The organism is Aestuariivirga sp. (assembly GCF_965227715.1).
Taxonomy (GTDB): Bacteria; Pseudomonadota; Alphaproteobacteria; order Rhizobiales; family Aestuariivirgaceae; genus Aestuariivirga.
In genome coordinates this window covers 858,796-882,084 of sequence record NZ_OZ245771.1, presented here as the reverse complement: position 1 = coordinate 882,084, position 23,289 = coordinate 858,796, and the positions used below count along the sequence as shown (strand labels likewise).

Sequence of the window (23,289 nt, the reverse complement as noted above, 5' to 3'; positions counted from 1 at the left end):
TCGATGAACAATCTCGAATTCTACATTGACGGCCGCTGGGTGGCGCCAGACGTTCCGAGGACGCTGGGTGTCGTGAACCCCTCGAGTGAGGAGGTCTTCGCCACCATCTCCGTGGGCTCCGCGGCGGATGTCGACAGGGCAGTGGCTGCGGCCCGCAAGGCTTTCCCGTCCTTTTCCACGGTGAGCCGCGAAGGCCGCCTCGCGCTGCTCGATGCCATCATCGCGCAATACCAGCGCCGTGCCGAGGACCTCGCCCAGGCGATTTCTGCCGAAATGGGAGCACCCATCGATTTTGCCCGCAACGAACAGGTCGCCTCCGGCGCGGCGCATCTGCAGCGCATCCGGGAGGTGCTGGAGAGCTATGAATTTGAGCACCAGAAGGGCGCATCCCTGGTGGTGCGAGAGCCGATTGGCGTCATCGGCATGATCACGCCGTGGAACTGGCCCTTGAACCAGATCACCTGCAAGGTGGGCCCGGCCATCGCAGCAGGTTGCACCATGGTGCTGAAGCCCAGTGAGATTGCGCCCCTCAATGCCATCATCTTTGCGGAGATCATGCATGACGCAGGCGTGCCGCATGGCGTGTTCAATCTCGTCAATGGCGATGGCCCGACGGTTGGTGATGCCATGTCACGCCACCCCGGCATTGACATGATGTCTTTCACCGGCTCGACCAGGGCCGGCATTCTCGTCGCCAAGTCGGCGGCAGACACGGTGAAGCGCGTCTCCCAGGAACTGGGCGGCAAGAGCGCCAACATCCTGTTCCCCGATGTCGATCTCGCCGTTGCCGTGACCAAGGGCGTCAACAAATGCTTCGGCAACAGCGGACAGTCCTGCAATGCCCCCACGCGCATGCTGGTGCAGCGCGGCCAGATGCCGGATGCGATCCGGCACGCCAAGGCCGCCGCCGAGGCATTTAGAGTGGCGCCCGCCTCCCAGCAGGGCCCGCATTTGGGGCCTGTCGTGAGCGAGCTGCAGTTCAACAAGATCCAGGACTTGATTGAGAGCGGCATCAAACAAGGCGCCGAACTGGTGACAGGCGGTCTGGGCCGGCCCGAGGGCCTCAACCGCGGCTACTATGTGAAGCCCACCATTTTCGCGAATGTGGCGCCCGATATGCGCATCGCCAAGGAGGAGATCTTCGGACCCGTCCTCTCCATCATTGCGTATGACACGCTTGAGGATGCGGTGACGGAGGCCAACAACACGGTTTATGGTCTGGCGTCCTACCTTCAGACGAAGGATCTTGCCAAGGGGCGCGAAATCGCCCGCAAGCTGCGCTCCGGCTGCGTTTATATCAATTATCCCGCATGGGACACGGGCCTTCCCTTCGGCGGTTACAAGCAATCCGGCAACGGCCGCGAATATGCCGAATTCGGGCTTGAGGACGTGACTGAGATCAAGGGCATCGGCGGTTACGAGGCGGCCTGATCACTCACGGGAGCAACCATGTATCATAATCTCAAATTCTACATCGACGGCCAGTGGGTGGAGCCACTGACCAGCCGAACCCTCGATGTCATCAACCCGGCCACGGAGGAAGCCTTCACACGGATCGCATTGGGCTCTGCCGAGGACGCCGACCGGGCCGTGAAGGCTGCCGCTGCCGCCTTTCCGCAGTGGAGCCAGTCAAGCCGCGACGCGCGCCTGTTGCTGCTCCGCCGCATCCTGGAGATCTATAATTCGCGCTGGGACGAGATTGCAGAGGCCGTGTCCATGGAGATGGGTGCGCCGCTGTCTTTTGCGAAGAGCGCGCAGGTGTGGGCGGGCCAGGTGCATCTCGAGGCCACCATCAAGGCCCTCGAGGACTTTCCGTTCATCGAGCAGCGTGGCACATCGCGCATCGTGCGGGAGGCAATCGGCACGGTGGGCCTCATCACCCCGTGGAACTGGCCGCTCAATCAGATCGTCTGCAAGGTGGCTCCTGCCATTGCGGCGGGATGCACCATGGTGCTGAAGCCCAGCGAGATCGCGCCTGTCTCGGGTCTCATCTTCACCGAGATCATGGCCCAGGCCGGAACGCCCCAGGGCGTGTTCAACCTGGTGAACGGCGATGGACCCGGTGTGGGGGCTGCCCTGTCTTCCCATCCGCTGATCGACATGATGTCCTTCACCGGCTCGACCCGGGCAGGCATACTCGTGGCCAAGGCCGCTGCCGACACGGTGAAGCGCGTGGCGCAGGAACTGGGAGGCAAGTCGCCCAACCTCATTCTGGCCGATGCGGACTTTGAGGCGGCGGTCACCACCGGCACAAACTTGTGCTTTGCCAATACCGGGCAGTCCTGCGATGCGCCCACCCGCATGTTCGTGCCGAGGACACGCCATGACGAGGCCCTCGACATCGCGCGCCGCGCGGCGGAGACCAACAAGGCCGGCGACCCGCGCGACCCCGCCACCGTGCTGGGCCCGCTGGTGAGCCAGGCGCAGTTCGACAAGGTGCAGCGGCTAATCCAGAGCGGCATCGAGGAGGGGGCGACACTGGTGTGCGGCGGGCTGGGGCGCCCCGACGGCCTCAACCGTGGCTACTATGTGCGCCCCACCGTGTTCGGCAATGTGAGGCACGAGATGACGATCTCGCGCGAGGAGATCTTCGGCCCCGTGCTGTCCATCCTCCCCTACGACAGCGAGGAGGACGCGATCCGCATGGCCAATGATACGGTTTATGGTCTCGCCGCCTATGTCAGCTCGCTAGACATAGACCACGCCCGCCGCGTGGCCTCCCGCCTACGGGCGGGAACTGTGAACATCAACTATCCGGATTGGGACACGCATGCGCCGTTTGGTGGCTACAAACAGTCCGGCAACGGCCGCGAATATGCCGACTGGGGCATCCATGATTTCCTTGAGACCAAGGGCATCGTGGGTTACGGCGCGGCCTGACGCGGCACGCCCATGGTCGGGCGTGTTGCGTGTCAGCAGAAGCCGACGCCGCAGCGCCGGACGGAGCGGCGGGCGACGCCGGCAACGCTGACGGGGGTGAGCGGCATGCCGACGATCGCCTGTGCGGGCGACACAATGCCCAGCTTGCCGGGGGCGAGGGCCTGGCCGCCCAGTTCGATGGCAAAGCCGAGGGCGAGGCTGGTGAAGGCGAGAAGGCCCAGATGTTTCAGCATGGTGATCCTCAAAGACTCAGTTCTTGGGAGAAAGATGCGACGGGAGTTCGTCCATGTTGGTGAGGCCCGCGGGCTCGACCCGGGTGGCGCCCGCAGGCGGCGTGAAGCTGAAGTCCGCCGTGCTCGCCGCTGTGCTGGACTTCCAGTTCCAGATATCGACGGTGTACTGCGGATCCCCCGGCACGCTGCGGCTGGTGAGGGTGTAGCGGCAAGGATAGGGCTTGTCGCCCTGGGCGATCCACAATTGCAGGTCAAGCTCGCCCGCGCGCATCGCGACATGCTCACACATCTGGCCGAGGATGACGCCGGGGCCAAGATACATCACCTCTTTGGCCTCTGAGGTGAGCTGCTTGTAGACGTCACCCGTGAGGAGGTCGGCGGCCGGCAGAGGGCTGCCGAGCTTGTCACGCAAGGTATCGACAAGCTGGTCGAGAGTGCCCGGCGTCTCGATCTGGGCATAGACATTCTGGTTCTTGCCGAGAAGGCTTAGCGTCTTGCCGTCGAATACGGCAGCAACATCCGCAAAGCCACCCTTGCGCTCCGCACGGATCTTGTCCGGGCGGCTCAGTTCGACGGCACCGGTGCTTGCGAGCGTGAGCCGCTGACCATCCGTGGTCATCACGTCAAGGCTGGTCTCCATATCGAAGGAGATGGCCTGCTGCGTGGCAACGAAATCCGCCATGCTCTTCACCAGCGCCCGGACCGGAGCATCATCGGCCTGTGCGGCTGCTGAGGTCCAGAGCAGGGCCATGGCCGCTGCCGCAATCGCAGCCGCCGATCGCGCCCGCTTCACTGTTGCTGTCTTCATGGCAATCTCCCGCTCAGCTTCCCGTATTTCCTGTTGCCGTCACGAACTCCGCGGCACTTTCAACCTAGTACATCTGAAACGGGTGGATTATCCTTTTGACGACAAATTGGCCACCCGCAGACGGTCCCCACACAGGAAAGACGTTCATGGAAATCGTTCCCGGATCGATAGACCAGCTCTCGCAGATCATTTCGCAGGTGGTGGCGCCCGCCTTTCTGCTGGGGGCGGTTGCGAGTTTCGTGTCCATCCTCGCCTCGCGCATGAATGGCGTGATCGAACGCATGCGCTTCGTCAATGATCTGCCGCAGGAAGGCCACGCCAAGTCCCGGCTCAAGGCCGATCTGCCGCGGCTGAGACGCCGCGTCGTGCTGCTGCAGCGCTCGCTGCTCTTCGCGATTGCGAGCGGTTTCGCGGGCGCGGTGCTGATCGTCGTGGCCTTCGGTGCGGCATTGCTGCAGCGCAATCACGTGTGGGGGACGGCCTTACTGTTCTCCCTTTCGATGGTGATGCTGTGCATTTCCCTCGGGCTGCTCGCCGCAGAGGTGCGGATCGGCCTGAACGAGTTTGACCAGGAATAGAAGAACTTCGAAGCCGGTCGGGGCCCTGTTCAAACATGCGCGAGGATGTGCGCGTGGAGTTTGGCATTGGTGGTACTGCGTTCACGGTCAACCGCTTCGTCGAGGACGGCCGTTCCCTGCCTGAGGACGATGACGCGGCCTGCGAGTGCCAGCGCCTCGTTGACGTCATGGGTGATCAAGAGCGTCGTGAAGCGGCGTTCCCGCCAAATGCGCAGGAGAAGATCGTGCATTTCCCGGCGGGTGAGAGCATCCAGAGCGCCGAAAGGTTCATCGAGCAGGAGAACGCGCGGGTCGCTGACCAGCGCGCGCGCCAGTGCCACGCGCTGGCGCTGGCCGCCGCTCAGCTGTGCCGGCCAATCGCCGCCGCGGTCCCCAAGCCCCACGTCCTGAAGGGCCCGGGCAGCGCGAGCCTTCCAGCCGGCTTCGCGCGCAATGCCGACGTTGCCGAGAACCGTCTGCCACGGCAGGAGCCGCGCCTCCTGAAAGAGGAGCCGGACATCGGAATGAAGCCCGGACACCTGCCGTCCGCCGACCTCGATCGTGCCCGCGCTGATCCGTTCGAGCCCGGCCAGCAGGCGCAGCAGCGTGGTCTTGCCGCAGCCGGAGCGGCCGATCACCGCAACGAATTCGCCGGGTGCGATATCGAGCGTAAGGCCGTCGAGCACCACTCTCTGGCCGAAGCTCTTGGCGATGCGGTGGAGCCGGATGCGGTCTCCGCCTTGTGGCAATCCCGGTGCCTCTCGTGCAGGCGTTGGCTTGATCGTCACCGGCGCATTCATCCGGCGGCACCTGCAGCCTGATAGGCGGGATGCCAGGCGAGTGCCCGGGTCTCGACCATGCGGGTAAGCACATCCGCAAGCTTGCCGAGGAGCGCATAGACGATGATGCCGAGCAACATCACATCAGTCTGCAGGAATTCGCGCGCATTCATGGTCATGTAGCCGATGCCGGCATTGGCTGAGATCGTCTCCGCCACGATCAGCGTGAGCCACATGATGCCGAGCGCATAGCGAAGGCCCACAAGGATCGAGGGCAGGGCGCCGGGCAGGATCACCCGCAGGAACACGGACAGTCTGGACAGGCCATAGACCCGCGCCATCTCGACCAGGCCGGGGTCGACACCCCGCACGCCATGGAAGGTGTTGAGATAGACGGGAAACAGAACGCCAATCGCCACGAGGAATATCTTCGATTCTTCGGCAATGCCGAACCACAAGATGACGAGCGGAATGATCGCAAGATGGGGAACGTTGCGCAGCATCTGCAGGCTCGAATCGAGGAGCACCTCAGCTGGCCGCCACAACCCGTTGACGATCCCCAGCAGGAAGCCGATGGAGCCGCCGATTGCCAGGCCCTGAAGCGCGCGAACGGTGCTGACCCAGGTATTTTCGACCAGCGTGCCATCACGCAGCGTTTGCCAGAAGGCGGCCGCGACGGCGCTGGGGGCTGGCAGCAGGCGCGGGCTCAGCCATTGCGCGCGCGCCGCGATCTCCCACAGGAGGAGCAGGGCGACGGGCAGCGCCCATGAGAGCGCTGCCTGCTTTGCACCTTGCGCAAGCGCGCGTGCCCTCATGACTGGGCGGCACGCAGCTGATGTGGCCTCGCAGTGTTGGCAATCGTCTCGCCGAAGGGACCCATGTTGGCAACCCCCGCCGCGCGGGGCGTGTCGTGGGCGAGAGGCAGCAGCGGCATGACGAGTTCGGCGAAGCGATAGGCTTCCTCCAAATGGGGGTAGCCAGACAGGATGAAGCTGTCGATGCCGATATCCATGTATTCCCGCATGCGCTGGGCCACGGTTTCGGGGTCGCCCACAAGGGCCGTACCGGCGCCACCGCGCACCAGGCCCACGCCGGCCCAGAGATTGGGGCTCACCTCCAGCTTGTCGCGCTGGCCGCCATGGAGCTGGCTCATCCGCGATTGCCCGACCGAATCCATGCGCGAGAAGACGCTCTGCGCGGCGGCAATGGTCTTGTCATCAATCTTGCTGATCAGCCTGTCGGCAGCCTTCCAGGCCGCCTCCGCTGTCTCACGGACGATGACGTGAAGCCTGATGCCGAAGGTGAGCGTGCGGCCATATTTGGCCGCCGCGGCCTTGACCGTCGCGATCTTCTCCGCGACCTGCGCCGGGGGCTCGCCCCAGGTTAGATATTTGTCGATGAGGCGGGCGGCCACATCGATTCCGGCATCGGAAGAACCGCCGAAATAGAAGGGCGGATGCGGCTTCTGCGCCGGTTCATAAAGGATCTGGCCGCCCTCGACCTGGAGGTACTGGCCATCATAATTGACCGTCTCGCCCTCGAGCAGGCGCTTGTAGATCTCCATGAACTCGCGCGTCACGTCATAGCGCTCGCCATGGGACAGGAAGATGCCGTCACCCTTGTTCTCGACCGGGTCTCCGCCGGTCACCACATTGATGAGCAGCCGGCCCCTGGAGAGGCGGTCGAGCGTGGCCGTCATGCGGGCGGCGACAGTCGGCTGCTGCAGCCCGGGCCGCACCGCGACCAGGAAACGAAGCCGCTCCGTCTGCGGTGCGAGGGCCGAGGCAACGACCCAGGAGTCCTCGCAGCTCTTCCCCGTTGGGAGAAGCGCTCCATAATAGCCGAGCGTATCGGCCGCCTGTGCCACCTGCTTCAGATAGCTGATATCGACCGGGCGCCCGCCATCAGCTGTGCCGAGGAAATGGCCATCTCCATGGGTGGGGATGAACCAGAAGACATTGGCTTTCCCCACGGCGCTCATGCGGACACCTTGCGCACGGCATCTGCAACGCTGATGGATTTCGGGATCAGCCCCAGCGCCAGGAAGCTGTCCGCGATCTTCTGCTGTTGGGCGACGACCTCATCCGACAGCGGCTTTACGCCGAAGGCCTGGCGCTCGAGCGCCACCTTGAGGATGGGCGCCGGGATCTTCACGCTGGCCGAAAGCTGCTCCGCGACCTGATCGGTGTTGCCATTGGCCCAGGCGCCCAGTTCGGCAATCTGGGCCACGACCGCATCGATGACCTGCGGATTGGCATCCACAAACGGCTTGGCGCCGAGATAGAACTGATGATTGGCAACGAGACCTTCACCATTGGTGAGCGTCCGCGCGCCAGTTGCGGCCTCCGCCGCGGCCTGGAAGGGATCCCAGATTGCCCAGGCATCGACAGAGCCTTGCTCGAAGGCGGCGCGGGCATCTGCCGGGGGCAGAAATACGGGTGTGATGTCCTGATAGGCCACGCCGGCCTTCTCCAGCGCCTTCACCAGCAGGTAATGGACGTTCGAACCCTTGTTGAGCGCAATCTTCTTACCCTTCAGCTGGTCAAGCGAGGTGATCGGGCTGTCTGGCTTGACCAGAATTGCCTCACCCTTGGGGGCTGGTGGCTCATGCGCGACATAGACCAGGGGAGCGCCTGCGGCCTGAGCGAAAATCGGCGGTGCTTCGCCGGTCGATCCGAAGTCGATGGCGCCCACATTGAGGCCTTCGAGAAGCTGCGGACCCGCCGGGAACTCCGTCCACTCGACGGTGAAGCCCAGCGGCTCAAGCGCCTTTTCGAGTGTGCCCTTGCCCTTGAGCAGGATGAGCGTTCCGTATTTCTGATAGCCGATGCGGAGCACATTGCCTGCCTGCGCCGCCCGGGTGGTGCCAAGGCCAAATGCAGCAAGCAGTGCAGTTCCTGATTGCAGAATAACGCGGCGCGATATCGATAGGGGCATTGCTCTCTCCTTTAAGTCTACCGGATAAGTAGACAAAACTCAAGGGAGCGGGTCAACCTCAATAAAACTAAGCTGTCGTTTAACAATCATCCTCAGCGGAAAGGGTAAAGAGGGGAGGGCTCAGCCCTTATCCGCGTGTTGCTTGTCCAAGCCAGCGCGGGGCAGATCCGGCCGATTCATGAATTCGCTGGTGAACTCTCCACGCGCCCGGTCATCCAGGGCTCTGGAGGCCGCATCCCCGAAGGCAGTGTCAAGCCGGCGGGTCCAGCTGACCTGGAGGTCCTTGCAAGATTTCAGAAAGAACTGCGCCAGCGCCATGTCTACATTGCCCACTTTATCGATAGACATTGTTAGCATCGCGATGTGCAGCTGGCAAGCACCAAGCGGAACGCGTCACGCGTGCGTTGGAAAGCGGGTGGTGGAAAAGGACTTGACCTTGCGCCGGGCTGGCTTTCAAGCGCCGTCAGGCCGCGCGTCCTCAGAACACGTCGAAAGCGAATTCGTAGGTGATTCCGGCGCCGCCGTAGAACTGGTTCTCGCTGCCTTCCTTGACGATCGGGCTATCCCCGGCGTCGCCGATCAGCCGGTCCCAGCCGGCCAGCAGGTGAAGCTTCCACTTGTCGGTGAGATCATAGCGGGCGTTGGCCGCGATACCGACGCTGTTGAACCCGGCGTCGGCATTATAAGACTTGTTGTAGTTCGGGCTGTTGGCCGCTTCCTTGTTGGTAATCCCGAAATAGGTTTCCATGTAGCCGTCAGAGCCCCAGCTGGCGCGGGGGCCGATCAGAAGCTCAAGATCCTCTGTGGGATTGGCGATGAAATCCACGCCGAACTGTGCAACCTGGCCTGAATAACCGTTAAAGCCCTGGCGGACTTCAACGAAACCGCGGATCCAGTCATAGCGGTAGGCGACACCGAGGCCGGCCTCGATCGACCAGTCCACGTCTTCCATGCCCTTCAGCTCATTCGAGTCCGAATGGTCCCGTTTGGCGATGAAATTGAAGGAGGGGTAGACGGTGAGGCGGCGGACGTTGTTCTTCTCGTCGAATTCACCAACACCCGGCACAAAGAAGCGCCCCACTGCGAACAGAGGATAGGGCACAAAAATCGTCTCGTCCGAGCCCGGATAGCGGGGCTGCGCCATGAGGCCTGCGCCGAGATCCATCACATATTGCTTCTGATTGGCCTCCTGCGCGGAAGCCGCCGAAGGCACGGCAAGGAGTGCAACAAGTGCGGAGCTAAAGGCAAATCTTGAAAGCTGCATATCAATCCCACGGCAAATCACGTCTGCTCTTAGCAATATTCCACGCGCCCGTCACCTGTGAAGGAGATGAAATCTCATGCCTTTCGCACCAGCGCTCCGGGCAGTATGAGGGTCTCACTGCTGCGAGGACCTCAACACGTGCCCTTTCTTACCCTTCGAACCACATGACGTTCCCGCCCGGATTGCAGCAGGCTGTGGCCGGTTGGCTGGAACGGCAGAATGCAGGCGCTGAACGGCGGGCGCAGAGTGCTGCACTTTCGGCCACCTACCGCCAGGGCGGGAGCTCACGTTCAATCGATCTCGGCGCCTATCTGGTGGCCAGGCTTCCCGCCACCTTTGCAGCTGTCTCCCGCGTGCTGGCCGAACTCCAGCAGCTGCGGCCGGACCTGGCACCCGCAAGCCTGCTCGATGTAGGTTCTGGCCCCGGCACGGCCTCCTGGGCGGCGGCCGGGTGCTGGCCAGGCCTGCAGCATGTGACCTTCCTCGATAATTCGCCAGGCTTCCTGGAGCTTGCCACAGAGCTGGCAGGCCACGGATCTGCTCCGCTGCGGGACTCACAGGCGATCCGCGCCAGCTTTGAGGCATTGCCGGACGGCCTGTCGGCCGATCTGGTGATCGCCGCCTATGCGCTGGCCGAAATTCCCGTTGCCAAGGCCGCCGCCGCGGCAACGGGCCTGTGGCGGGCCAGCCGCTCCGCCCTCGTGCTGGTGGAACCCGGAACACCCCAGGGCTTCGCCCGCATCAGGGCGGCAAGGGTGGCGTTGCTGGACCAGGGCGCCGTGCCCGTGGCGCCGTGTACCCATGCATTGGCCTGTCCGATTGCCGGGGACGACTGGTGCCATTTCAGCATCCGCCTGGCGCGCAGCCGCGCACACATGCATGCCAAGGGCGCGCGCGTGCCCTTTGAGGATGAGCGCTTCTCCTACCTCGTTCTGGCCCGCGATGGGGAGCCTTCGCGCGGTGCCCGCATCCTCTCGCCGCCGGTCCACGGCAAGCCCGGCACGGCATTGAGGCTCTGCACGCAGGGCAGCATCGAGCCACGCCACATTGCGAGGCGCGACGCGGCAGCTTACAAGCTGGTGAAGAAGATGGGCTGGGGTGACCTGATCCACCCCCAATCAGACGAGGAGAAGGCGCCATGACCCGCAGGCAGATTTCATCGGGATCCAAGTTCGAAGCCGAGATCGGCTACTCGCGCGCCATTGTCGACGGCGACATGATCTGGGTCTCCGGCACGACGGGTTTCAACTATGAAACCATGACCATTTCGGATGACGTCATCGAACAGACCGAACAGACCTTCCGCAACATCAAGGCGGCGATGGAAAAGGCCGGCTTCTCGCTCGAGGATGTGGTGAGCGCCACCTACATCTTTCCGCGCGCAGAGGATTTCGAGCCATGCTGGCCCGTGTTCCGCAAATATTTCGGCGAAATCAGGCCCGCATCCATGGCGCTTGTCACCAATCTGATCGATCCGCGCATGAAGGTCGAGATTCAGGTCACGGGCAAAAAACGTTGAGGGCTCGCTTGACAGGGGGAGGGGGTTCCTCTATCAGGCGGCACACTGAATTGCGGGTGTAGCTCAGTTGGTTAGAGCGTCGGCCTGTCACGCCGAAGGTCGCGGGTTCGAGCCCCGTCACTCGCGCCAGTCTTATGAATAAGTGAATAAGATGGCACTCCCCGCAATTCAACTTTCAGACATATTGCAGCCGACGCTTCAGACTTTTGTTGCTTTAGTTTTCCGTGCAGTGATCTGGGGGCGGGAGTAGCTGAGAAGCTGCTTACAATTAGCTGCGGGGCAAGATGAGTTCAAAGTATCGGTGACTGGTTTCCTTGCTCGAGCTTTGGCCAACCATCGTGCCCCGGGGAAGTGGCCGGACTACCATTTCGAGACTTATCCAGATTAATCTTGAACCCTATAACAACGACGAAGCGTAGGGCTGGGTATTGCCAGACGGACAGATCACTTTCGATCGGGCGCAGGCACCCCGTGTGCACAACATCATCTACATTTCGGACGTTGCCGACCCAAAGGATCGCCCGGCCTTTCTGTTCGTCCGCGGTCTCCCTAACGATAGTCCGCCCCGCTGGCTCAATGTTGCACTTCGAACAATTGTTCAGGCTACCCCTAAGAACCCGACCGATGTGCCAGCCAAGTCCGCACACTTCGTCATTTCTAAGTATCCCTATCAAAACAGGTAGGCCAGACTGTGCATCGTGCTGGTTTCGAAAGGCTCGAAGGGGTTTCAACACATCACGAGCAAAATCTTTCGAGTTCGTGCACCATAAGATCGACACGAACGGCAAAAAGTTTGTTGTTCCGCTCTATGGCGGGCTGGGCATTGCCGCTCATCCCCGCTGCATTGAAGTGGACTGCAGTCATCTGCTCCATCCTCTAAACGTAAGTGCCGCCACCCAAGGATTGGCATCCCAAGCATCAGGGCCATGAATGGAATTCCAGAACGCGCAGAAGCTCGCCGCCGGATCAAAGTAGCTATCGGCAGCGCGGGGAACTCCCAAAAGCGGCGACGGCCATGTCATCCCCTCCGCCATCGCATCCTCCTTGTTGATATCCTGCAGCCTTTGGACCCGAACGTCGGTCACCTCAAGTTTGATTCGGCAAGCCCAACGAGGCATTTGGATCGCGGGAACACCGATAGAGCAGTTTTTCGCTTTTGCGGCTCGATCCCACATGCGGAAATATGTTGGCAGCTCTTCCTTTGGAATATCCCCAGAGGTGGGATGGAGTTCCCGAATTGCTCCATCCAGATATTGAATTTCACAGTAATGTCCGGTCGCGAACACCTGCGAAGAAAAGGTGAAATCCTCCTGGATCCACAGGCGGTCTCCCACAGAGTAGCCAACTTCGCGCTGTCGCCATTCATCATTGATGGGATCGAGAACGGAGCTATCGTCCCCATCTCCACTAAACAAACCGCCATGCTGATTGCTCTTGATGATCTGACGAGTTTGGGTCTTCCTGCCGTTGATCATTTCATCGACCAAGATGTCGGTAAGGATGATTGGCCGTTCAACTATGGTGTTCTGGTCTACCATGTGGCTCTCGTGGCAATCCGGCATCTCTTGTTTCAGGATGCGGCCGCCGGGCAGATCTTGAGTCCGGTGGGCCTGAGCGGAGCAGAAAACCTCTGCTATTCCGGGCCTGCGCAAATCGCCGGAACTGGCAGGCCCATGGATATCAAGCACTGATTGCCGAGCGTGGCGAGCAGCTTCGTTCGCGCTCCTTCCTGTGCCATGCCCATGCGGTCGAGATGATATGGTCGATCGCGCTGTGCTGTGCCCACCAGTTGAGGACTTTGTTTGCCCGCCCCGGAGCGGCAACCAGCTCGGCTGGATCGCCCATGCGCCGCGGTGAAATGCGGTGCGGCACGGGAAGGCCGGTCACCCGCTCCGTGGCCTCGATGATGTCACGCACGCTGATGCCTTGTCCTGTCCCAAGGTTGAGGGACTGTGGTTCGCCGCCCTCCATGAGGTGCAGGGCCGCCGCCATGTGCGCTGATGCAAGATCGCTGACGTGAATGTAATCCCGAATGCAAGTACCATCGGGTGTACCGTAATCGCCGCCGAACACCTCAAGCATGGCGATGTCGCCATCGGCGGCCATCAAGGCGCGGGGAATGAGATGCGGCTCCGGATCGTGGCGTTCGCCCGTCTCGCCATCGGGATCGCAGCCGCAGGCATTGAAATAGCGCAGCGCCATGGAACGCAATCCGTGCGCCTTGCCGAAGTCTGCACAGACTTGCTCCATCATCAGTTTCGACTGGCCATAGGGGTTGAGGGGGCGCTGAACCGTGTCTTCGGTGATGGGCATGCTCTCCGGCTGGCCGTAGGTCGCGCAGGTTGAAGACACGATCAGATTGTCTGCTCCTGCAGAGGTCATGGCCTGCAGGAGGGACAGCGTGCCGGCAACATTGTTCTCGTAATAAAGCCCCGGCTGCGCAACGGACTCGCCGACATAGGCAAAGGCGGCGAAATGAATGACGGCGTCCGGCCGGAAGCTGCGGAGCGCCTCGCGCAGCCGGTCTGTATCCCGGATGTCGCCAGCGATCAGCGGTCCCCACCGGACGAGGTCACGGTGGCCGCGGCTGAGATTGTCGTAGACCATCACCTCATGACCAGCTTCAGCGAGGTGCTTTGCCGCATGGCTCCCAATATACCCTGCACCTCCAGTAATCAGAAATCTGCTCATCTGCTCAACCTGCTCAAGTGATTTTTAGGGAAGTAAGCATGAGCGGGGCAGGACTGTCACCCTCCGCCAGTTCGGCGATTTCGCAAAAGAACCCGTAAATTCCGTTGAGCTGGATGGCCGCATGTCCATCTTGGTCTTCACCGGCCCGACGCGCGCAGGGTGGAGGATGCCGGAGGTGGATTGGTCGATGTCTGTGCCAGTCACATCGCAATCGATATCGTTAAGCTCCGTGAATGCAGTCGAGGGGTGCTAAGGCAGGTAAAGGGTGGTTTCGGGCCTTAACTAAACTGGAGGTAGGGGTGGACCGTTGTTTGTTAGCAGCGTAATCTATGCAACCCTGGGATCTCGCGCAAGCAGGCAAATGCTGCCAGTTAAACTTAAAATTGTAATGAGGTGACGTTGCGCATTGTTTGTGCAACACTTGTCGCAGCGCATTCACAACTGTGCCGAATAACTTGCGGGGGCGGGGGCGGTGCGCTACCAAGCGGCGGATTCTTGTCCGTCACCCCGGCGGACTGAGAGGCGAGAGCACATGCCTGAACTGTTGAGAGAATATCTGCCTGTCGTCATCTTTCTCGGGGTGGCGCTGGGCTTCTCCCTGATCCTGATGATCACGCCGATTCTGATCACGATCCGCAATCCGGACCCTGAAAAGCTGTCGGCCTATGAGTGCGGCTTCAATGCCTTCGATGACGCACGCATGAAGTTCGACGTGAGATTCTACCTGGTATCCATCCTCTTCATCATCTTCGACCTTGAAGTGGCCTTCCTGTTCCCCTGGGCGATATCGCTCAAGGAAGTTGGCGTGTTTGGCTTCTGGTCCATGATGATCTTCTTGGGGGTTCTGACGATCGGCTTTATCTATGAGTGGAGAAAAGGAGCTCTCGAATGGGATTGATCGATAAGGCGACCCCCGAGCAGCGCGAGTTCTTCACAACCGTCAATGCTGAGCTGGCCGACAAGGGATTCCTCGTCACCGCCTCCGATGACCTCATCAACTGGGCCCGCACGGGCTCTCTCATGTGGATGACATTCGGGCTTGCCTGCTGCGCGGTCGAAATGATGCAGGCGTCCATGCCGCGCTGGGATCTGGAGCGCTTCGGCTTTGCGCCGCGCGCCTCGCCGCGCCAGTCGGACGTGATGATCGTGGCCGGAACGCTGACCAACAAGATGGCGCCCGCATTGCGCAAGGTTTATGACCAGATGCCGGAGCCGCGCTACGTCATCTCCATGGGCTCTTGCGCCAATGGCGGCGGTTACTATCACTATTCCTATTCCGTGGTGCGCGGCTGCGACCGCATCGTGCCGGTGGACATCTATGTGCCGGGCTGCCCGCCCACGGCGGAAGCCCTGATTTACGGCGTGCTGCAGCTGCAGAAGAAGATTCGCCGCACCGGAACGATCGAGCGCTGACATGGCTGAGACCTTGCAAGACCTGGGCGACTACGCGGCTTCCAAACTTGGCAGCGCCATCACCGGCATGACGCTCCAATTCGGCGAATTGACGCTGGAGGCAGAGGCCGCAGAGATCATCCGCGTGCTGAGCTTCCTGCGGGATGACGAGACCTGCGGCTTTATCTGCTTCATTGATATTTGCGGGGTTGATTACCCCGATCGTGAGCAGCGCTTCGATGTCGTCTATCACCTGCTGGCGCCTTACAAGAACCGCCGCATCCGGGTGAAGGTGCGGACTGATGAGGAGACGGCCGTGCCGTCCGTCATCTCCGTCTTCCCCGCCGCCAATTGGTTCGAGCGCGAGGCCTTCGACCTCTATGGCATCCTGTTCTCCGGCCACCCCGACCTGCGCCGGATTCTCACCGACTATGGCTTTGCCGGCCACCCGCTGCGAAAGGATTTCCCGCTCACCGGCTATGTTGAGGTGCGCTGGGACGATCAGGCCAAGCGCGTGGTCTATGAGCCGGTGAAGCTCACCCAGGAATTCCGCGCATTCGATTATTTGAGCCCGTGGGAGGGACCTGACTACCTTCTCCCCGGCGATGAAAAGGCGAAGCCGTGACCGATACCTCCTCCGTCCGCAACTTCTCCATCAACTTCGGGCCGCAGCACCCTGCTGCCCACGGCGTGCTGCGCCTGGTGCTTGAACTCGATGGCGAGGTCTGCACCCGTGTCGACCCGCATATCGGGTTGCTTCACCGTGGCACCGAGAAGCTGATCGAATACAAGACTTATCTGCAGGCCGTTCCCTATTTCGACCGTCTCGACTATGTGGCGCCGATGAACCAGGAACATGCCTGGTGCCTGGCAATCGAACGGCTGCTGGAGCTTGAGGTGCCGAAGCGCGGGCAGCTGATCCGCGTGCTTTATTCCGAGATCGGCCGGTTGCTCTCGCATCTCCTGAACGTCACCACCCAGGCGATGGACGTGGGCGCCTTGACGCCGCCGCTGTGGGGCTTTGAAGAGCGCGAGAAACTGATGGTGTTCTATGAGCGGGCCTCCGGTTCGCGCATGCATGCGGCCTATTTCCGGCCGGGCGGCGTGCACCAGGATCTGCCGCCGGAGCTGATCGAGGATATTGGCGTCTTCTGCGACCACCACAACAAGGTGCTGGACGATATTGAAGGCCTGCTCACCGATAACCGGATCTTCAAGCAGCGCAACGTCGACATCGGCGTCGTCTCGTTGAAGGAATGTTTCGAGTGGGGTTTCTCGGGCGTCATGGTGAGAGGCTCCGGTGCCGCATGGGACCTTCGCAAGGCCCAGCCCTACGAATGCTATAACGAGATGGACTTCGACATTCCCATCGGCAAGAACGGCGATTGCTATGACCGTTACCTGATCCGCATGCAGGAAATGCGGGAGTCGGTAAAGATCATGAAGCAATGCGTAAACCGGCTGCTTGGAACCGAACGCACCGGGCCTGTTTCCAATAAGGATGGCAAGGTCGTCCCGCCGAAACGCGGTGAGATGAAGCGGTCCATGGAATCGCTGATCCACCACTTCAAGCTCTATACCGAAGGCTTCCACACGCCGCCGGGCGAGGTCTATGCCGCGGTTGAAGCGCCCAAGGGTGAGTTCGGCGTCTATCTTGTGAGCGATGGCACCAACAAGGCCTATCGCTGCAAGCTGCGCGCACCCGGCTTTGCGCATCTCCAGGCAATGGATCACATCTGCCGCGGCCACATGCTGGCGGATGTGTCCGCCGTGCTCGGCTCTCTCGACATTGTTTTTGGTGAGGTGGACCGGTGAGCGTCCGTCGTCTTCATGCCATCCAGCCCGACAGCTTCGCCTTCACTGCGGAGAACCTTGCCTGGGCCAAGCAGACCGTTGCGAAATTCCCCGCGGGCAAACAGGCTTCCGCGGTGATCCCGCTGCTCTGGCGCGCCCAGGAGCAGAATGACAATTGGGTCTCGAAGCCGGTGATCGAATATGTCGCGAACATGCTCGACATGGCCTATATCCGCGTGCTCGAGGTCGCTACCTTCTACACGATGTTCCAGCTGCAGCCGGTGGGGAAGGTCGCTCACATTCAGGTTTGCGGCACCACGCCCTGCATGCTGCGCGGTGCGGAGGAGCTGAAGTCGGTTTGTCAGAATCGTATCCACCACGAGCAGCACCACATCTCCGATGACGGCAAATTCTCCTGGGAAGAGGTCGAGTGTCTCGGCGCCTGCGTGAATGCTCCCATGGTCCAGATCTTCAAGGACACCTATGAGGACCTGACACCGGCGACGCTCGAGAAGCTGATCGACGACCTCGCCGCAGGCCGCAAGTTGAAGGCCGGCCCGCAGATTGACCGCCACATGGCAGCGCCATTCGGAGGGCCGACGACGCTCACCGATACATTGCTGTATGACGGCAACCGGGTGTTCACCCGCGTCGAAGCTCCGCCACCGCCGCCACCGGCACCCTCTGCTGCTGCGGGCACCCCTTCAGGCGTTACGCCGCCCGCCGGCACGCCATCTCCCGCACCGGCGGCGCCCAAGTCTGAAGAGATCCGCCCGCCTACGCCCGCGTCCGCCGCCACCGATGCCCAGAAGGCGGCAGCCGAGAAGAAGGAGCAGGCCGCAGGCGCGGTGATGGACTCCAAGGCCAAGACCGAAACCAACATCATCCGTGCAACGCCAGACGGCGTGAAGGAGACGTCTTCGATCTCCTCCGCCAATGACGCCAACAAGCCGAAGAAGTGAGGCAGAGCAATGCTCGCTGACAAGGACCGCATCTTCACCAATATCTACGGCTTCCATGACTGGGGCCTCGAAGGTGCGAAAAAGCGTGGCTGCTGGAGCGGCACCAAAGGCTTCATCGCCAATGGCCGCGACTGGATGATCAACGAGATCAAGGCCTCGGGCCTCCGCGGCCGTGGTGGCGCGGGCTTCCCCACGGGTCTCAAATGGTCCTTCATGCCGAAGGTGATTGGCGAGCGCCCGCATTACCTGGTCGTCAATGCCGATGAATCTGAGCCGGGCACCTGCAAGGACCGCGAAATCCTCCGCCATGAGCCGCATCTCCTGGTCGAGGGCAGCCTCTTGGCCGGTGCGGCGATGGGCTGCCACACGGCGGTGATCTATGTGCGCGGCGAGTTCATCCGTGAGCGCGAACACCTTCAGGCCGCGGTGGATCAGGCCTATGAGGCGCGATTGATCGGCAAAAACAACCTCAATGGCTGGGACTTTGACATCATCGTCCACCATGGCGCGGGCGCCTATATCTGCGGCGAAGAGACGGCCATGCTCGAATCGATCGAGGGCAAGAAGGGCCAGCCGCGCATGAAGCCGCCATTCCCAGCGAATGTGGGCCTCTATGGCGCGCCGACCACGGTGAACAATGTGGAGTCGATTGCGGTTGCCGGCACCATCATGCGGCGCGGCGCCACCTGGTTCAATTCCATCGGGCGCCCGAACAATGCGGGCACCAAGCTCTTCTGCATCTCAGGGCATGTGAACCGGCCTTGCGTGGTGGAAGAAGAACTTGGCATTCCCTTCCGCGAATTGATCGAACGCCACGCCGGTGGCGTGCGCGGCGGCTTCGAAAACCTGCTTGCCGTCATCCCCGGGGGCTCCTCGGTGCGCATGGTGCCTGCCGAACAGATCATGGACACGCCGATGGATTTCGACTCGCTGTCGAAGCTGCGCTCGGGCCTGGGCACGGCAGCGGTGATCGTGATGGACAAGTCGACCGACCTCATCAAGGCGATCGCCCGGCTTGCTTATTTTTACAAGCACGAGAGCTGCGGCCAGTGCACGCCCTGCCGCGAAGGCACAGGCTGGATGTGGCGGGTAATGACGCGCATGGCCGAGGGCCGCGCCGAAAAGCGCGAAATCGACATGCTGCTGGACGTGACCAAGCAGATCGAGGGCCATACGATCTGTGCGCTCGGAGATGCTGCAGCCTGGCCAATCCAGGGTCTGATTGCTCATTTCCGCCATGTGATCGAAGAGCGCATTGACCAATATGCGGCCAACCCGGACCATGACGGCGCGGTGCGCCGTATCGCGGCGGAGTAGGAGCCAGAGATGAAGCTGCACAGCGTAACCGAGCTGCTTGATGTGAACGACGCCAATCTGTCGGGATCGAAATTCGTCGATGCCAATCTGTCTGGCTCGGATCTCAAGCAGATCAACTTCGCGGGCGCTTCATTCGATGATTGCAATCTCTCGGGATGGCGCATCAACGACGTCAACCTGGCTGGAACGAAGGTGGACGCTTCCAATCTCTCCGCTGTGGCGTTCAACAATTGCCGCTGGACGGGCGCAACCATCAATGGCATCGCGGTACAAGACTTGCTCGATGCATACGAGGCCAGGAATGCATCTCGCTGAACTGAACATCGGCAGGTTCAAGCACCCGGTCAGCGATCCGCGCATGGCCGAGTTCATGGACAATCTGGACCGCGTGAACGCCATTGCCGAACGCTCGCCCGGCTTCGTCTGGCGCCTGAAAGGTGACAACAACAACGCCACCGAATTCCGGGTTGGCGAAGACATGGCCGTGAACCTCTCCGTCTGGGCGGACGCCAAGTCGCTTGAGACCTATGTGTTCAAAACCGTGCACGTGCAGTTCTACAAGAAGCGCGAAGCTTGGTTCGATCTGATGGAGAAGCCGCATTTCGTGCTGTGGTGGGTGCCCGAGGGCCATCGCCCTTCGCTCGACGAGGCCTATTCGCGCCTGCAGAGATTTGAGTCGGAAGGCCCCTCGGAAGAGGCCTTCGGCTGGACAGAAATAATGGATGAACAACGCATGCGGACGCTCCGCTGTGCGTGAGGAATAGACAGATGCCAAAAATCAAGATCGACGGCACAGAGATCGAAGTCGAGAACGGGCTGACCCTGCTGCAGGCCTGCGAGCAAGCGGGCGCCGAGGTGCCGCGTTTCTGCTATCACGAGCGCCTGTCGATTGCCGGCAACTGCCGCATGTGCCTCGTTGAAGTGAAGGGCGGGCCGCCGAAGCCGCAAGCGTCTTGCGCCATGTCCGTCAACGACCTGCGCCCCGGCCCCAATGGCGAGCCGCCGGAGGTTTTCACCAAGACGCCGATGGTGAAGAAGGCGCGCGAAGGCGTGATGGAATTCCTGCTCATCAACCACCCGCTCGATTGCCCGATCTGCGACCAGGGCGGCGAATGCGACCTGCAGGACCAGGCGATGGCCTATGGCATCGACAAGAACCGCTTCCATGAAAACAAGCGGGCCGTCGAAGACAAATATCTGGGCCCGCTCGTCTCCACCCACATGAACCGCTGCATCCAGTGCACGCGCTGTGTGCGCTTCACGACCGAAGTCGCCGGCATCGAGCAGATGGGTGCCACGGGCCGCGGCGAGGACATGGAGATCACCACCTATCTGAATCGCGCCATTTCCTCCGAGCTTCAGGGAAACATCATTGATCTGTGCCCGGTGGGCGCTCTGGTGTCTGCCCCTTACGAATTCAAGGCCAGGCCCTGGGAGCTGCGGAAGACCGAAACCATCGACGCGATGGACGCGGTGGGCTCCAGCATCCGCGTGGATGCCCGCGGCCGTGAGGTGATGCGCATTCTTCCCCGCACCCATGAAGACGTGAATGAGGAGTGGATCTCGGACAAGACGCGCTTCGTCTGGGACGGGCTGAAGGCGCAGCGGCTGGACCGGCCTTATGTGCGCGAAATCGGCAAGCTCCGGCCCGCGAACTGGCCTGAAGCCTTCCTCCGCATCGCCCAGCGCATGAAGGGCACGAGCCCTGACCGCATTGGCATCATCCTGGGCGATCTCGTCGCGGCAGAAGAAGCCTTCTCGTTGCGCCAGTTCGCCGATCAGTTCGGCATCAAGAACATTGATTGCCGTCAGGATGGTTCGCCCCTGGGCGAAAGCGGTGGCCGCGCCGGTTATCTCTTCAACAGCGGCATCGCCGGCATTGACGAGGCTGACTCGATCCTCCTCATCGGCACCAATCCGCGCCTTGAGGCTCCGGTTCTCAATGCGCGCATCCGCAAGCGGCTGCTCAAGGGCGGCTGCACCATCAGCGTGATCGGCGAGCGTGCGGATCTGACCTATCCCTACAGCTATCTGGGCGCAGGCCCTGAGACGCTCTCCCACTTCCTCGCCTCGGACCAGGCAGCCGTGGCGAAGCCCCTGGTGATCGTGGGGCAGGGGGCCGTTGCCCGGGCCGATGGCCCCGAGGTTCTCGCAGCGGCCTATCGCGCGGCGGAGAAGCTCGGCGCGATCAAGGATGGCTGGAATGGCTTCAACGTCCTGCATACGGCGGCGGGCCGCGTCGGTGCGCTCGATGTCTGTGCACTTCCCGGCAACGATGGTGGCAAGACCACCCGCGAAATGCTGGAAGCCGCCAGGACGGGCGGCCTCGACATTCTGTTTCTGATCGGGGCTGACGAGATCGACACGCAGGAGCTGGGTTCGGCCTTCGTGGTCTATGCCGGAACCCACGGCGATGCCGGCGCCCACCGTGCGGATGTGATCCTCGCGGGCGCGGCTTACGTCGAAAAGCACGTGACTTACGTCAACACCGAAGGCCGCCCGCAGATGACGCAGCGCGCGTCCTTCCCGCCGGGTGACGCCCGCGAGGACTGGGCGATCTTCCGGGCGCTGTCGGAGTCTCTCGGCAATGCTCTCCCGTGGAATAATCTCGAAGAGCTGCGCGCCCAGATGTACAAGGTGGCTCCGCAGCTGATGCGGATCGACCAGCTGACAGCAGCTCCCACCGCGGAACTGGCAGACCTCGGCAAGGCGGAAGGAGCCATGTCGGCGGAGCCTTTCCGCTCGCCCGTCACCGATTTCTACATGACCAACCCGATCGCCCGCGCCTCGAAGACCATGGCCGAATGCTCGGCTCTCAAGAATGTGCGCAATCTGGAGGCCGCGGAGTAACAAGATGACCGAGGCGCTTCTCACCCTTCTGTTCTTTGCCGCCGTGAGCTTCGGCTTCATGGCAGCGCTGCTGTTCATCGTCGCTTATCTGCTCTGGGCCGACCGCAAGATATGGGCGGCGGTGCAGATGCGCCGTGGCCCTAACGTCGTCGGTCCCTGGGGTCTGTTCCAGTCCTTTGCGGACCTGATCAAATTTGCCTTGAAGGAAGTGGTGATCCCCGATGGCGCCAACAAGGGCGTCTTCATCATTGCACCGCTGGTCACTGCCACGCTGGCGCTTGCCGCCTGGGCCGTGGTGCCCGTCTCCGAAGGCTCGTTCTTCGGGCTGGTTGAGGGCAAGTGGGTAGTGTCCGACATCAATGTCGGCATTCTTTATCTCTTCGCGTTGTCATCCCTGGGCGTCTATGGCGTCATCATGGGCGGCTGGGCGTCAAACTCGAAATATCCCTTCCTCTCGGCACTTCGTTCGGCGGCACAGATGGTGTCTTACGAAGTCTCGATCGGCTTTGTGATCGTCACCGTCCTGCTCTGTGCGGGCTCGATGAACTTGACCGAGATCGTGCGTTCGCAGCACACGGGCCTCGGCACCATGCTGGGTCTGCCCGGTTCCTTCCTGGATTGGTATTTCATCCCGCTCTTCCCGATGTTCATCATCTTCTTCATTTCCGCCCTGGCGGAAACGAACCGCCCGCCCTTTGATTTGGTGGAAGCGGAATCGGAACTCGTGGCGGGCTTCATGGTGGAATATTCCTCCACGCCCTATCTCCTGTTCATGCTCGGCGAATATGTGGCCATCGTGCTGATGTGCGCGATGACGACCATCCTGTTCCTGGGGGGCTGGCTCCCGCCAATCGATGTGCCGCCGCTCAACTGGGTGCCGGGCATCATCTGGTTCTTCCTCAAGCTGGTCTTCGTTTTCTTCATGTTCGCCATGGTGAAGGCCATCGTGCCGCGTTACCGTTATGACCAGCTGATGCGGCTGGGCTGGAAAGTGTTCCTGCCCATTTCGCTGTTCTGGGTGGCACTCACGGCCGGTGTGCTCGTGACGTTCGGATGGGCGCCATGAGCTTGGCTGGCATCATTGGTGCGCTCATTTTCCTCGGGCTGGGCATGGCGGAGCTGGTGCTGGTGAAGCAATCGGCCTACCCCGCGCTGCGCTGGCGCTATGAGAAGGCCAAGACCACGCAAAGCCAGGGGCTGAGCCCATCCACCATCATGGCGGTGGTGCAGTTCCAATGTCTCATACTCATGCCGGTCCTGGGCTATCTCCTGGGCAACCGCATGACATCAATGTTCGGGTGAAGCC

27 protein-coding genes and 1 tRNA gene are annotated in these 23,289 nt (G+C 61.6%); 17 read left to right on the top strand and 11 right to left on the bottom strand.

Annotated elements, in window-relative coordinates; all coding sequences use genetic code 11:
- Window positions 1-3: 3 nt before the first annotated feature.
- A complete protein-coding gene (locus ACO06F_RS04305; protein WP_421695456.1) occupies window positions 4-1,431 on the top strand; it encodes an aldehyde dehydrogenase family protein in 1,428 nt (475 codons plus the stop codon).
- A gap of 18 nt (window positions 1,432-1,449) precedes the next feature.
- On the top strand, window positions 1,450-2,880 hold the full coding sequence (locus ACO06F_RS04300; RefSeq protein WP_421695455.1) for an aldehyde dehydrogenase family protein: 1,431 nt from the start codon (window positions 1,450-1,452) through the stop codon (window positions 2,878-2,880).
- A gap of 32 nt (window positions 2,881-2,912) precedes the next feature.
- Here ACO06F_RS04300 and ACO06F_RS04295 read toward each other — a convergent pair whose 3' ends face one another.
- The gene (locus ACO06F_RS04295) at window positions 2,913-3,119 is read right to left on the bottom strand and encodes a hypothetical protein (protein WP_421696620.1); all 207 of its coding nucleotides are present in this window, start codon (window positions 3,117-3,119) and stop codon (window positions 2,913-2,915) included.
- Window positions 3,120-3,129: 10 nt separating this feature from the next.
- Window positions 3,130-3,921: a DUF2092 domain-containing protein gene (locus tag ACO06F_RS04290; protein WP_421695454.1), complete on the bottom strand. Its 792-nt coding sequence runs from the start codon at window positions 3,919-3,921 to the stop codon at window positions 3,130-3,132.
- 146 nt (window positions 3,922-4,067) lie between these two features.
- Between ACO06F_RS04290 and ACO06F_RS04285 the strand changes: the two genes are divergently transcribed.
- The gene (locus tag ACO06F_RS04285; RefSeq protein WP_421695453.1) at window positions 4,068-4,499 is read left to right on the top strand and encodes a DUF2721 domain-containing protein; all 432 of its coding nucleotides are present in this window, start codon (window positions 4,068-4,070) and stop codon (window positions 4,497-4,499) included.
- 29 nt (window positions 4,500-4,528) lie between these two features.
- Here ACO06F_RS04285 and ACO06F_RS04280 read toward each other — a convergent pair whose 3' ends face one another.
- From ACO06F_RS04280 to ACO06F_RS04255, 6 genes are all read right to left on the bottom strand, one after another.
- The gene (locus ACO06F_RS04280; RefSeq protein ID WP_421695452.1) at window positions 4,529-5,278 is read right to left on the bottom strand and encodes an ABC transporter ATP-binding protein; all 750 of its coding nucleotides are present in this window, start codon (window positions 5,276-5,278) and stop codon (window positions 4,529-4,531) included.
- Entirely contained in the window at window positions 5,275-6,072 is a 798-nt protein-coding gene (gene ssuC / locus ACO06F_RS04275) for an aliphatic sulfonate ABC transporter permease SsuC (RefSeq protein WP_421695451.1), read from the bottom strand. The genes ACO06F_RS04280 and ssuC overlap by 4 nt, the downstream gene beginning before the upstream one ends.
- On the bottom strand, window positions 6,069-7,238 hold the full coding sequence (ssuD, locus tag ACO06F_RS04270; protein WP_421695450.1) for an FMNH2-dependent alkanesulfonate monooxygenase: 1,170 nt from the start codon (window positions 7,236-7,238) through the stop codon (window positions 6,069-6,071). The genes ssuC and ssuD overlap by 4 nt, the downstream gene beginning before the upstream one ends.
- A complete protein-coding gene (locus ACO06F_RS04265) occupies window positions 7,235-8,194 on the bottom strand; it encodes a sulfonate ABC transporter substrate-binding protein (protein ID WP_421695449.1) in 960 nt (319 codons plus the stop codon). Before ACO06F_RS04265 ends, ssuD begins: the two co-directional genes overlap by 4 nt.
- A 120-nt stretch (window positions 8,195-8,314) precedes the next feature.
- Window positions 8,315-8,542 carry a hypothetical protein gene (locus ACO06F_RS04260; RefSeq protein ID WP_421695448.1) on the bottom strand — a complete coding sequence of 76 codons (228 nt, stop codon included), beginning with the start codon at window positions 8,540-8,542 and terminating at the stop codon, window positions 8,315-8,317.
- A 130-nt stretch (window positions 8,543-8,672) separates the two neighbouring features.
- Window positions 8,673-9,458, bottom strand: a complete 786-nt coding sequence (locus ACO06F_RS04255; protein ID WP_421695447.1) for a MipA/OmpV family protein — start codon at window positions 9,456-9,458, stop codon at window positions 8,673-8,675.
- Window positions 9,459-9,622: 164 nt separating this feature from the next.
- On the opposite strand from ACO06F_RS04255, the gene ACO06F_RS04250 reads away from it, so the two are divergent.
- From ACO06F_RS04250 to ACO06F_RS04240, 3 genes are all read left to right on the top strand, one after another.
- A complete protein-coding gene (locus ACO06F_RS04250; protein WP_421695446.1) occupies window positions 9,623-10,600 on the top strand; it encodes a small ribosomal subunit Rsm22 family protein in 978 nt (325 codons plus the stop codon).
- Complete coding sequence (locus ACO06F_RS04245; protein WP_421695445.1) at window positions 10,597-10,977, top strand: RidA family protein; 381 nt, start codon at window positions 10,597-10,599, stop codon at window positions 10,975-10,977. Before ACO06F_RS04250 ends, ACO06F_RS04245 begins: the two co-directional genes overlap by 4 nt.
- A gap of 52 nt (window positions 10,978-11,029) precedes the next feature.
- Window positions 11,030-11,106, top strand: a tRNA-Asp gene (locus tag ACO06F_RS04240).
- A gap of 606 nt (window positions 11,107-11,712) precedes the next feature.
- Here the strand turns inward: ACO06F_RS04240 and ACO06F_RS04235 are convergent.
- From ACO06F_RS04235 to galE, 3 genes are all read right to left on the bottom strand, one after another.
- Window positions 11,713-11,841, bottom strand: coding sequence for a hypothetical protein (locus ACO06F_RS04235; protein ID WP_421695444.1), 129 nt, complete (start codon window positions 11,839-11,841; stop codon window positions 11,713-11,715).
- The gene (locus tag ACO06F_RS04230; RefSeq protein WP_421695443.1) at window positions 11,838-12,515 is read right to left on the bottom strand and encodes a hypothetical protein; all 678 of its coding nucleotides are present in this window, start codon (window positions 12,513-12,515) and stop codon (window positions 11,838-11,840) included. Before ACO06F_RS04230 ends, ACO06F_RS04235 begins: the two co-directional genes overlap by 4 nt.
- Before the next feature lie 142 nt (window positions 12,516-12,657).
- Complete coding sequence (galE, locus tag ACO06F_RS04225) at window positions 12,658-13,668, bottom strand: UDP-glucose 4-epimerase GalE (protein ID WP_421695442.1); 1,011 nt, start codon at window positions 13,666-13,668, stop codon at window positions 12,658-12,660.
- 532 nt (window positions 13,669-14,200) lie between these two features.
- On the opposite strand from galE, the gene ACO06F_RS04220 reads away from it, so the two are divergent.
- From ACO06F_RS04220 to ACO06F_RS04170, 11 genes are read left to right on the top strand one after another with little or no spacing between them, the layout of a single operon-like run.
- Complete coding sequence (locus ACO06F_RS04220) at window positions 14,201-14,566, top strand: NADH-quinone oxidoreductase subunit A (protein ID WP_421695441.1); 366 nt, start codon at window positions 14,201-14,203, stop codon at window positions 14,564-14,566.
- A complete protein-coding gene (locus ACO06F_RS04215; RefSeq protein WP_421695440.1) occupies window positions 14,557-15,081 on the top strand; it encodes a NuoB/complex I 20 kDa subunit family protein in 525 nt (174 codons plus the stop codon). Before ACO06F_RS04220 ends, ACO06F_RS04215 begins: the two co-directional genes overlap by 10 nt.
- Before the next feature lies 1 nt (window position 15,082).
- A complete protein-coding gene (locus tag ACO06F_RS04210; RefSeq protein ID WP_421695439.1) occupies window positions 15,083-15,685 on the top strand; it encodes an NADH-quinone oxidoreductase subunit C in 603 nt (200 codons plus the stop codon).
- Entirely contained in the window at window positions 15,682-16,875 is a 1,194-nt protein-coding gene (locus ACO06F_RS04205; RefSeq protein ID WP_421695438.1) for an NADH-quinone oxidoreductase subunit D, read from the top strand. The genes ACO06F_RS04210 and ACO06F_RS04205 overlap by 4 nt, the downstream gene beginning before the upstream one ends.
- Complete coding sequence (gene nuoE / locus ACO06F_RS04200; RefSeq protein WP_421695437.1) at window positions 16,872-17,816, top strand: NADH-quinone oxidoreductase subunit NuoE; 945 nt, start codon at window positions 16,872-16,874, stop codon at window positions 17,814-17,816. The genes ACO06F_RS04205 and nuoE overlap by 4 nt, the downstream gene beginning before the upstream one ends.
- A gap of 9 nt (window positions 17,817-17,825) precedes the next feature.
- Window positions 17,826-19,133, top strand: a complete 1,308-nt coding sequence (gene nuoF / locus ACO06F_RS04195; protein WP_421695436.1) for an NADH-quinone oxidoreductase subunit NuoF — start codon at window positions 17,826-17,828, stop codon at window positions 19,131-19,133.
- Between the two features lie 9 nt (window positions 19,134-19,142).
- On the top strand, window positions 19,143-19,448 hold the full coding sequence (locus tag ACO06F_RS04190) for a pentapeptide repeat-containing protein (protein WP_421695435.1): 306 nt from the start codon (window positions 19,143-19,145) through the stop codon (window positions 19,446-19,448).
- Window positions 19,435-19,890, top strand: coding sequence for a DUF3291 domain-containing protein (locus tag ACO06F_RS04185; RefSeq protein WP_421695434.1), 456 nt, complete (start codon window positions 19,435-19,437; stop codon window positions 19,888-19,890). The genes ACO06F_RS04190 and ACO06F_RS04185 overlap by 14 nt, the downstream gene beginning before the upstream one ends.
- Window positions 19,891-19,901: 11 nt before the next feature.
- Complete coding sequence (nuoG, locus tag ACO06F_RS04180) at window positions 19,902-21,983, top strand: NADH-quinone oxidoreductase subunit NuoG (RefSeq protein WP_421695433.1); 2,082 nt, start codon at window positions 19,902-19,904, stop codon at window positions 21,981-21,983.
- Between the two features lie 4 nt (window positions 21,984-21,987).
- Window positions 21,988-23,049 carry an NADH-quinone oxidoreductase subunit NuoH gene (gene nuoH / locus ACO06F_RS04175; protein ID WP_421695432.1) on the top strand — a complete coding sequence of 354 codons (1,062 nt, stop codon included), beginning with the start codon at window positions 21,988-21,990 and terminating at the stop codon, window positions 23,047-23,049.
- Window positions 23,046-23,285 carry a hypothetical protein gene (locus ACO06F_RS04170; RefSeq protein WP_421695431.1) on the top strand — a complete coding sequence of 80 codons (240 nt, stop codon included), beginning with the start codon at window positions 23,046-23,048 and terminating at the stop codon, window positions 23,283-23,285. The genes nuoH and ACO06F_RS04170 overlap by 4 nt, the downstream gene beginning before the upstream one ends.
- Window positions 23,286-23,289: the final 4 nt, after the last annotated feature.

Excerpts from the sequence above, each read along its gene's own strand:
- ACO06F_RS04305 (WP_421695456.1), top strand. The coding sequence starts at position 4 with ATGAACAATCTCGAATTCTACATTGACGGCCGCTGGGTGGCGCCAGAC.
- ACO06F_RS04300 (WP_421695455.1), top strand. The coding sequence starts at position 1,450 with ATGTATCATAATCTCAAATTCTACATCGACGGCCAGTGGGTGGAGCCA.
- ACO06F_RS04290 (WP_421695454.1), bottom strand. The coding sequence starts at position 3,921 with ATGAAGACAGCAACAGTGAAGCGGGCGCGATCGGCGGCTGCGATTGCG.
- ACO06F_RS04285 (WP_421695453.1), top strand. The coding sequence starts at position 4,068 with ATGGAAATCGTTCCCGGATCGATAGACCAGCTCTCGCAGATCATTTCG.
- ACO06F_RS04280 (WP_421695452.1), bottom strand. The coding sequence starts at position 5,278 with ATGAATGCGCCGGTGACGATCAAGCCAACGCCTGCACGAGAGGCACCG.
- ssuC (WP_421695451.1), bottom strand. The coding sequence starts at position 6,072 with ATGAGGGCACGCGCGCTTGCGCAAGGTGCAAAGCAGGCAGCGCTCTCA.
- ssuD (WP_421695450.1), bottom strand. The coding sequence starts at position 7,238 with ATGAGCGCCGTGGGGAAAGCCAATGTCTTCTGGTTCATCCCCACCCAT.
- ACO06F_RS04265 (WP_421695449.1), bottom strand. The coding sequence starts at position 8,194 with ATGCCCCTATCGATATCGCGCCGCGTTATTCTGCAATCAGGAACTGCA.
- ACO06F_RS04260 (WP_421695448.1), bottom strand. The coding sequence starts at position 8,542 with ATGTCTATCGATAAAGTGGGCAATGTAGACATGGCGCTGGCGCAGTTC.
- ACO06F_RS04255 (WP_421695447.1), bottom strand. The coding sequence starts at position 9,458 with ATGCAGCTTTCAAGATTTGCCTTTAGCTCCGCACTTGTTGCACTCCTT.
- ACO06F_RS04250 (WP_421695446.1), top strand. The coding sequence starts at position 9,623 with ATGACGTTCCCGCCCGGATTGCAGCAGGCTGTGGCCGGTTGGCTGGAA.
- ACO06F_RS04245 (WP_421695445.1), top strand. The coding sequence starts at position 10,597 with ATGACCCGCAGGCAGATTTCATCGGGATCCAAGTTCGAAGCCGAGATC.
- ACO06F_RS04235 (WP_421695444.1), bottom strand. The coding sequence starts at position 11,841 with ATGACTGCAGTCCACTTCAATGCAGCGGGGATGAGCGGCAATGCCCAG.
- ACO06F_RS04230 (WP_421695443.1), bottom strand. The coding sequence starts at position 12,515 with ATGGTAGACCAGAACACCATAGTTGAACGGCCAATCATCCTTACCGAC.
- galE (WP_421695442.1), bottom strand. The coding sequence starts at position 13,668 with ATGAGCAGATTTCTGATTACTGGAGGTGCAGGGTATATTGGGAGCCAT.
- ACO06F_RS04220 (WP_421695441.1), top strand. The coding sequence starts at position 14,201 with ATGCCTGAACTGTTGAGAGAATATCTGCCTGTCGTCATCTTTCTCGGG.
- ACO06F_RS04215 (WP_421695440.1), top strand. The coding sequence starts at position 14,557 with ATGGGATTGATCGATAAGGCGACCCCCGAGCAGCGCGAGTTCTTCACA.
- ACO06F_RS04210 (WP_421695439.1), top strand. The coding sequence starts at position 15,083 with ATGGCTGAGACCTTGCAAGACCTGGGCGACTACGCGGCTTCCAAACTT.
- nuoF (WP_421695436.1), top strand. The coding sequence starts at position 17,826 with ATGCTCGCTGACAAGGACCGCATCTTCACCAATATCTACGGCTTCCAT.
- ACO06F_RS04190 (WP_421695435.1), top strand. The coding sequence starts at position 19,143 with ATGAAGCTGCACAGCGTAACCGAGCTGCTTGATGTGAACGACGCCAAT.
- ACO06F_RS04185 (WP_421695434.1), top strand. The coding sequence starts at position 19,435 with ATGCATCTCGCTGAACTGAACATCGGCAGGTTCAAGCACCCGGTCAGC.
- nuoG (WP_421695433.1), top strand. The coding sequence starts at position 19,902 with ATGCCAAAAATCAAGATCGACGGCACAGAGATCGAAGTCGAGAACGGG.
- nuoH (WP_421695432.1), top strand. The coding sequence starts at position 21,988 with ATGACCGAGGCGCTTCTCACCCTTCTGTTCTTTGCCGCCGTGAGCTTC.
- ACO06F_RS04170 (WP_421695431.1), top strand. The coding sequence starts at position 23,046 with ATGAGCTTGGCTGGCATCATTGGTGCGCTCATTTTCCTCGGGCTGGGC.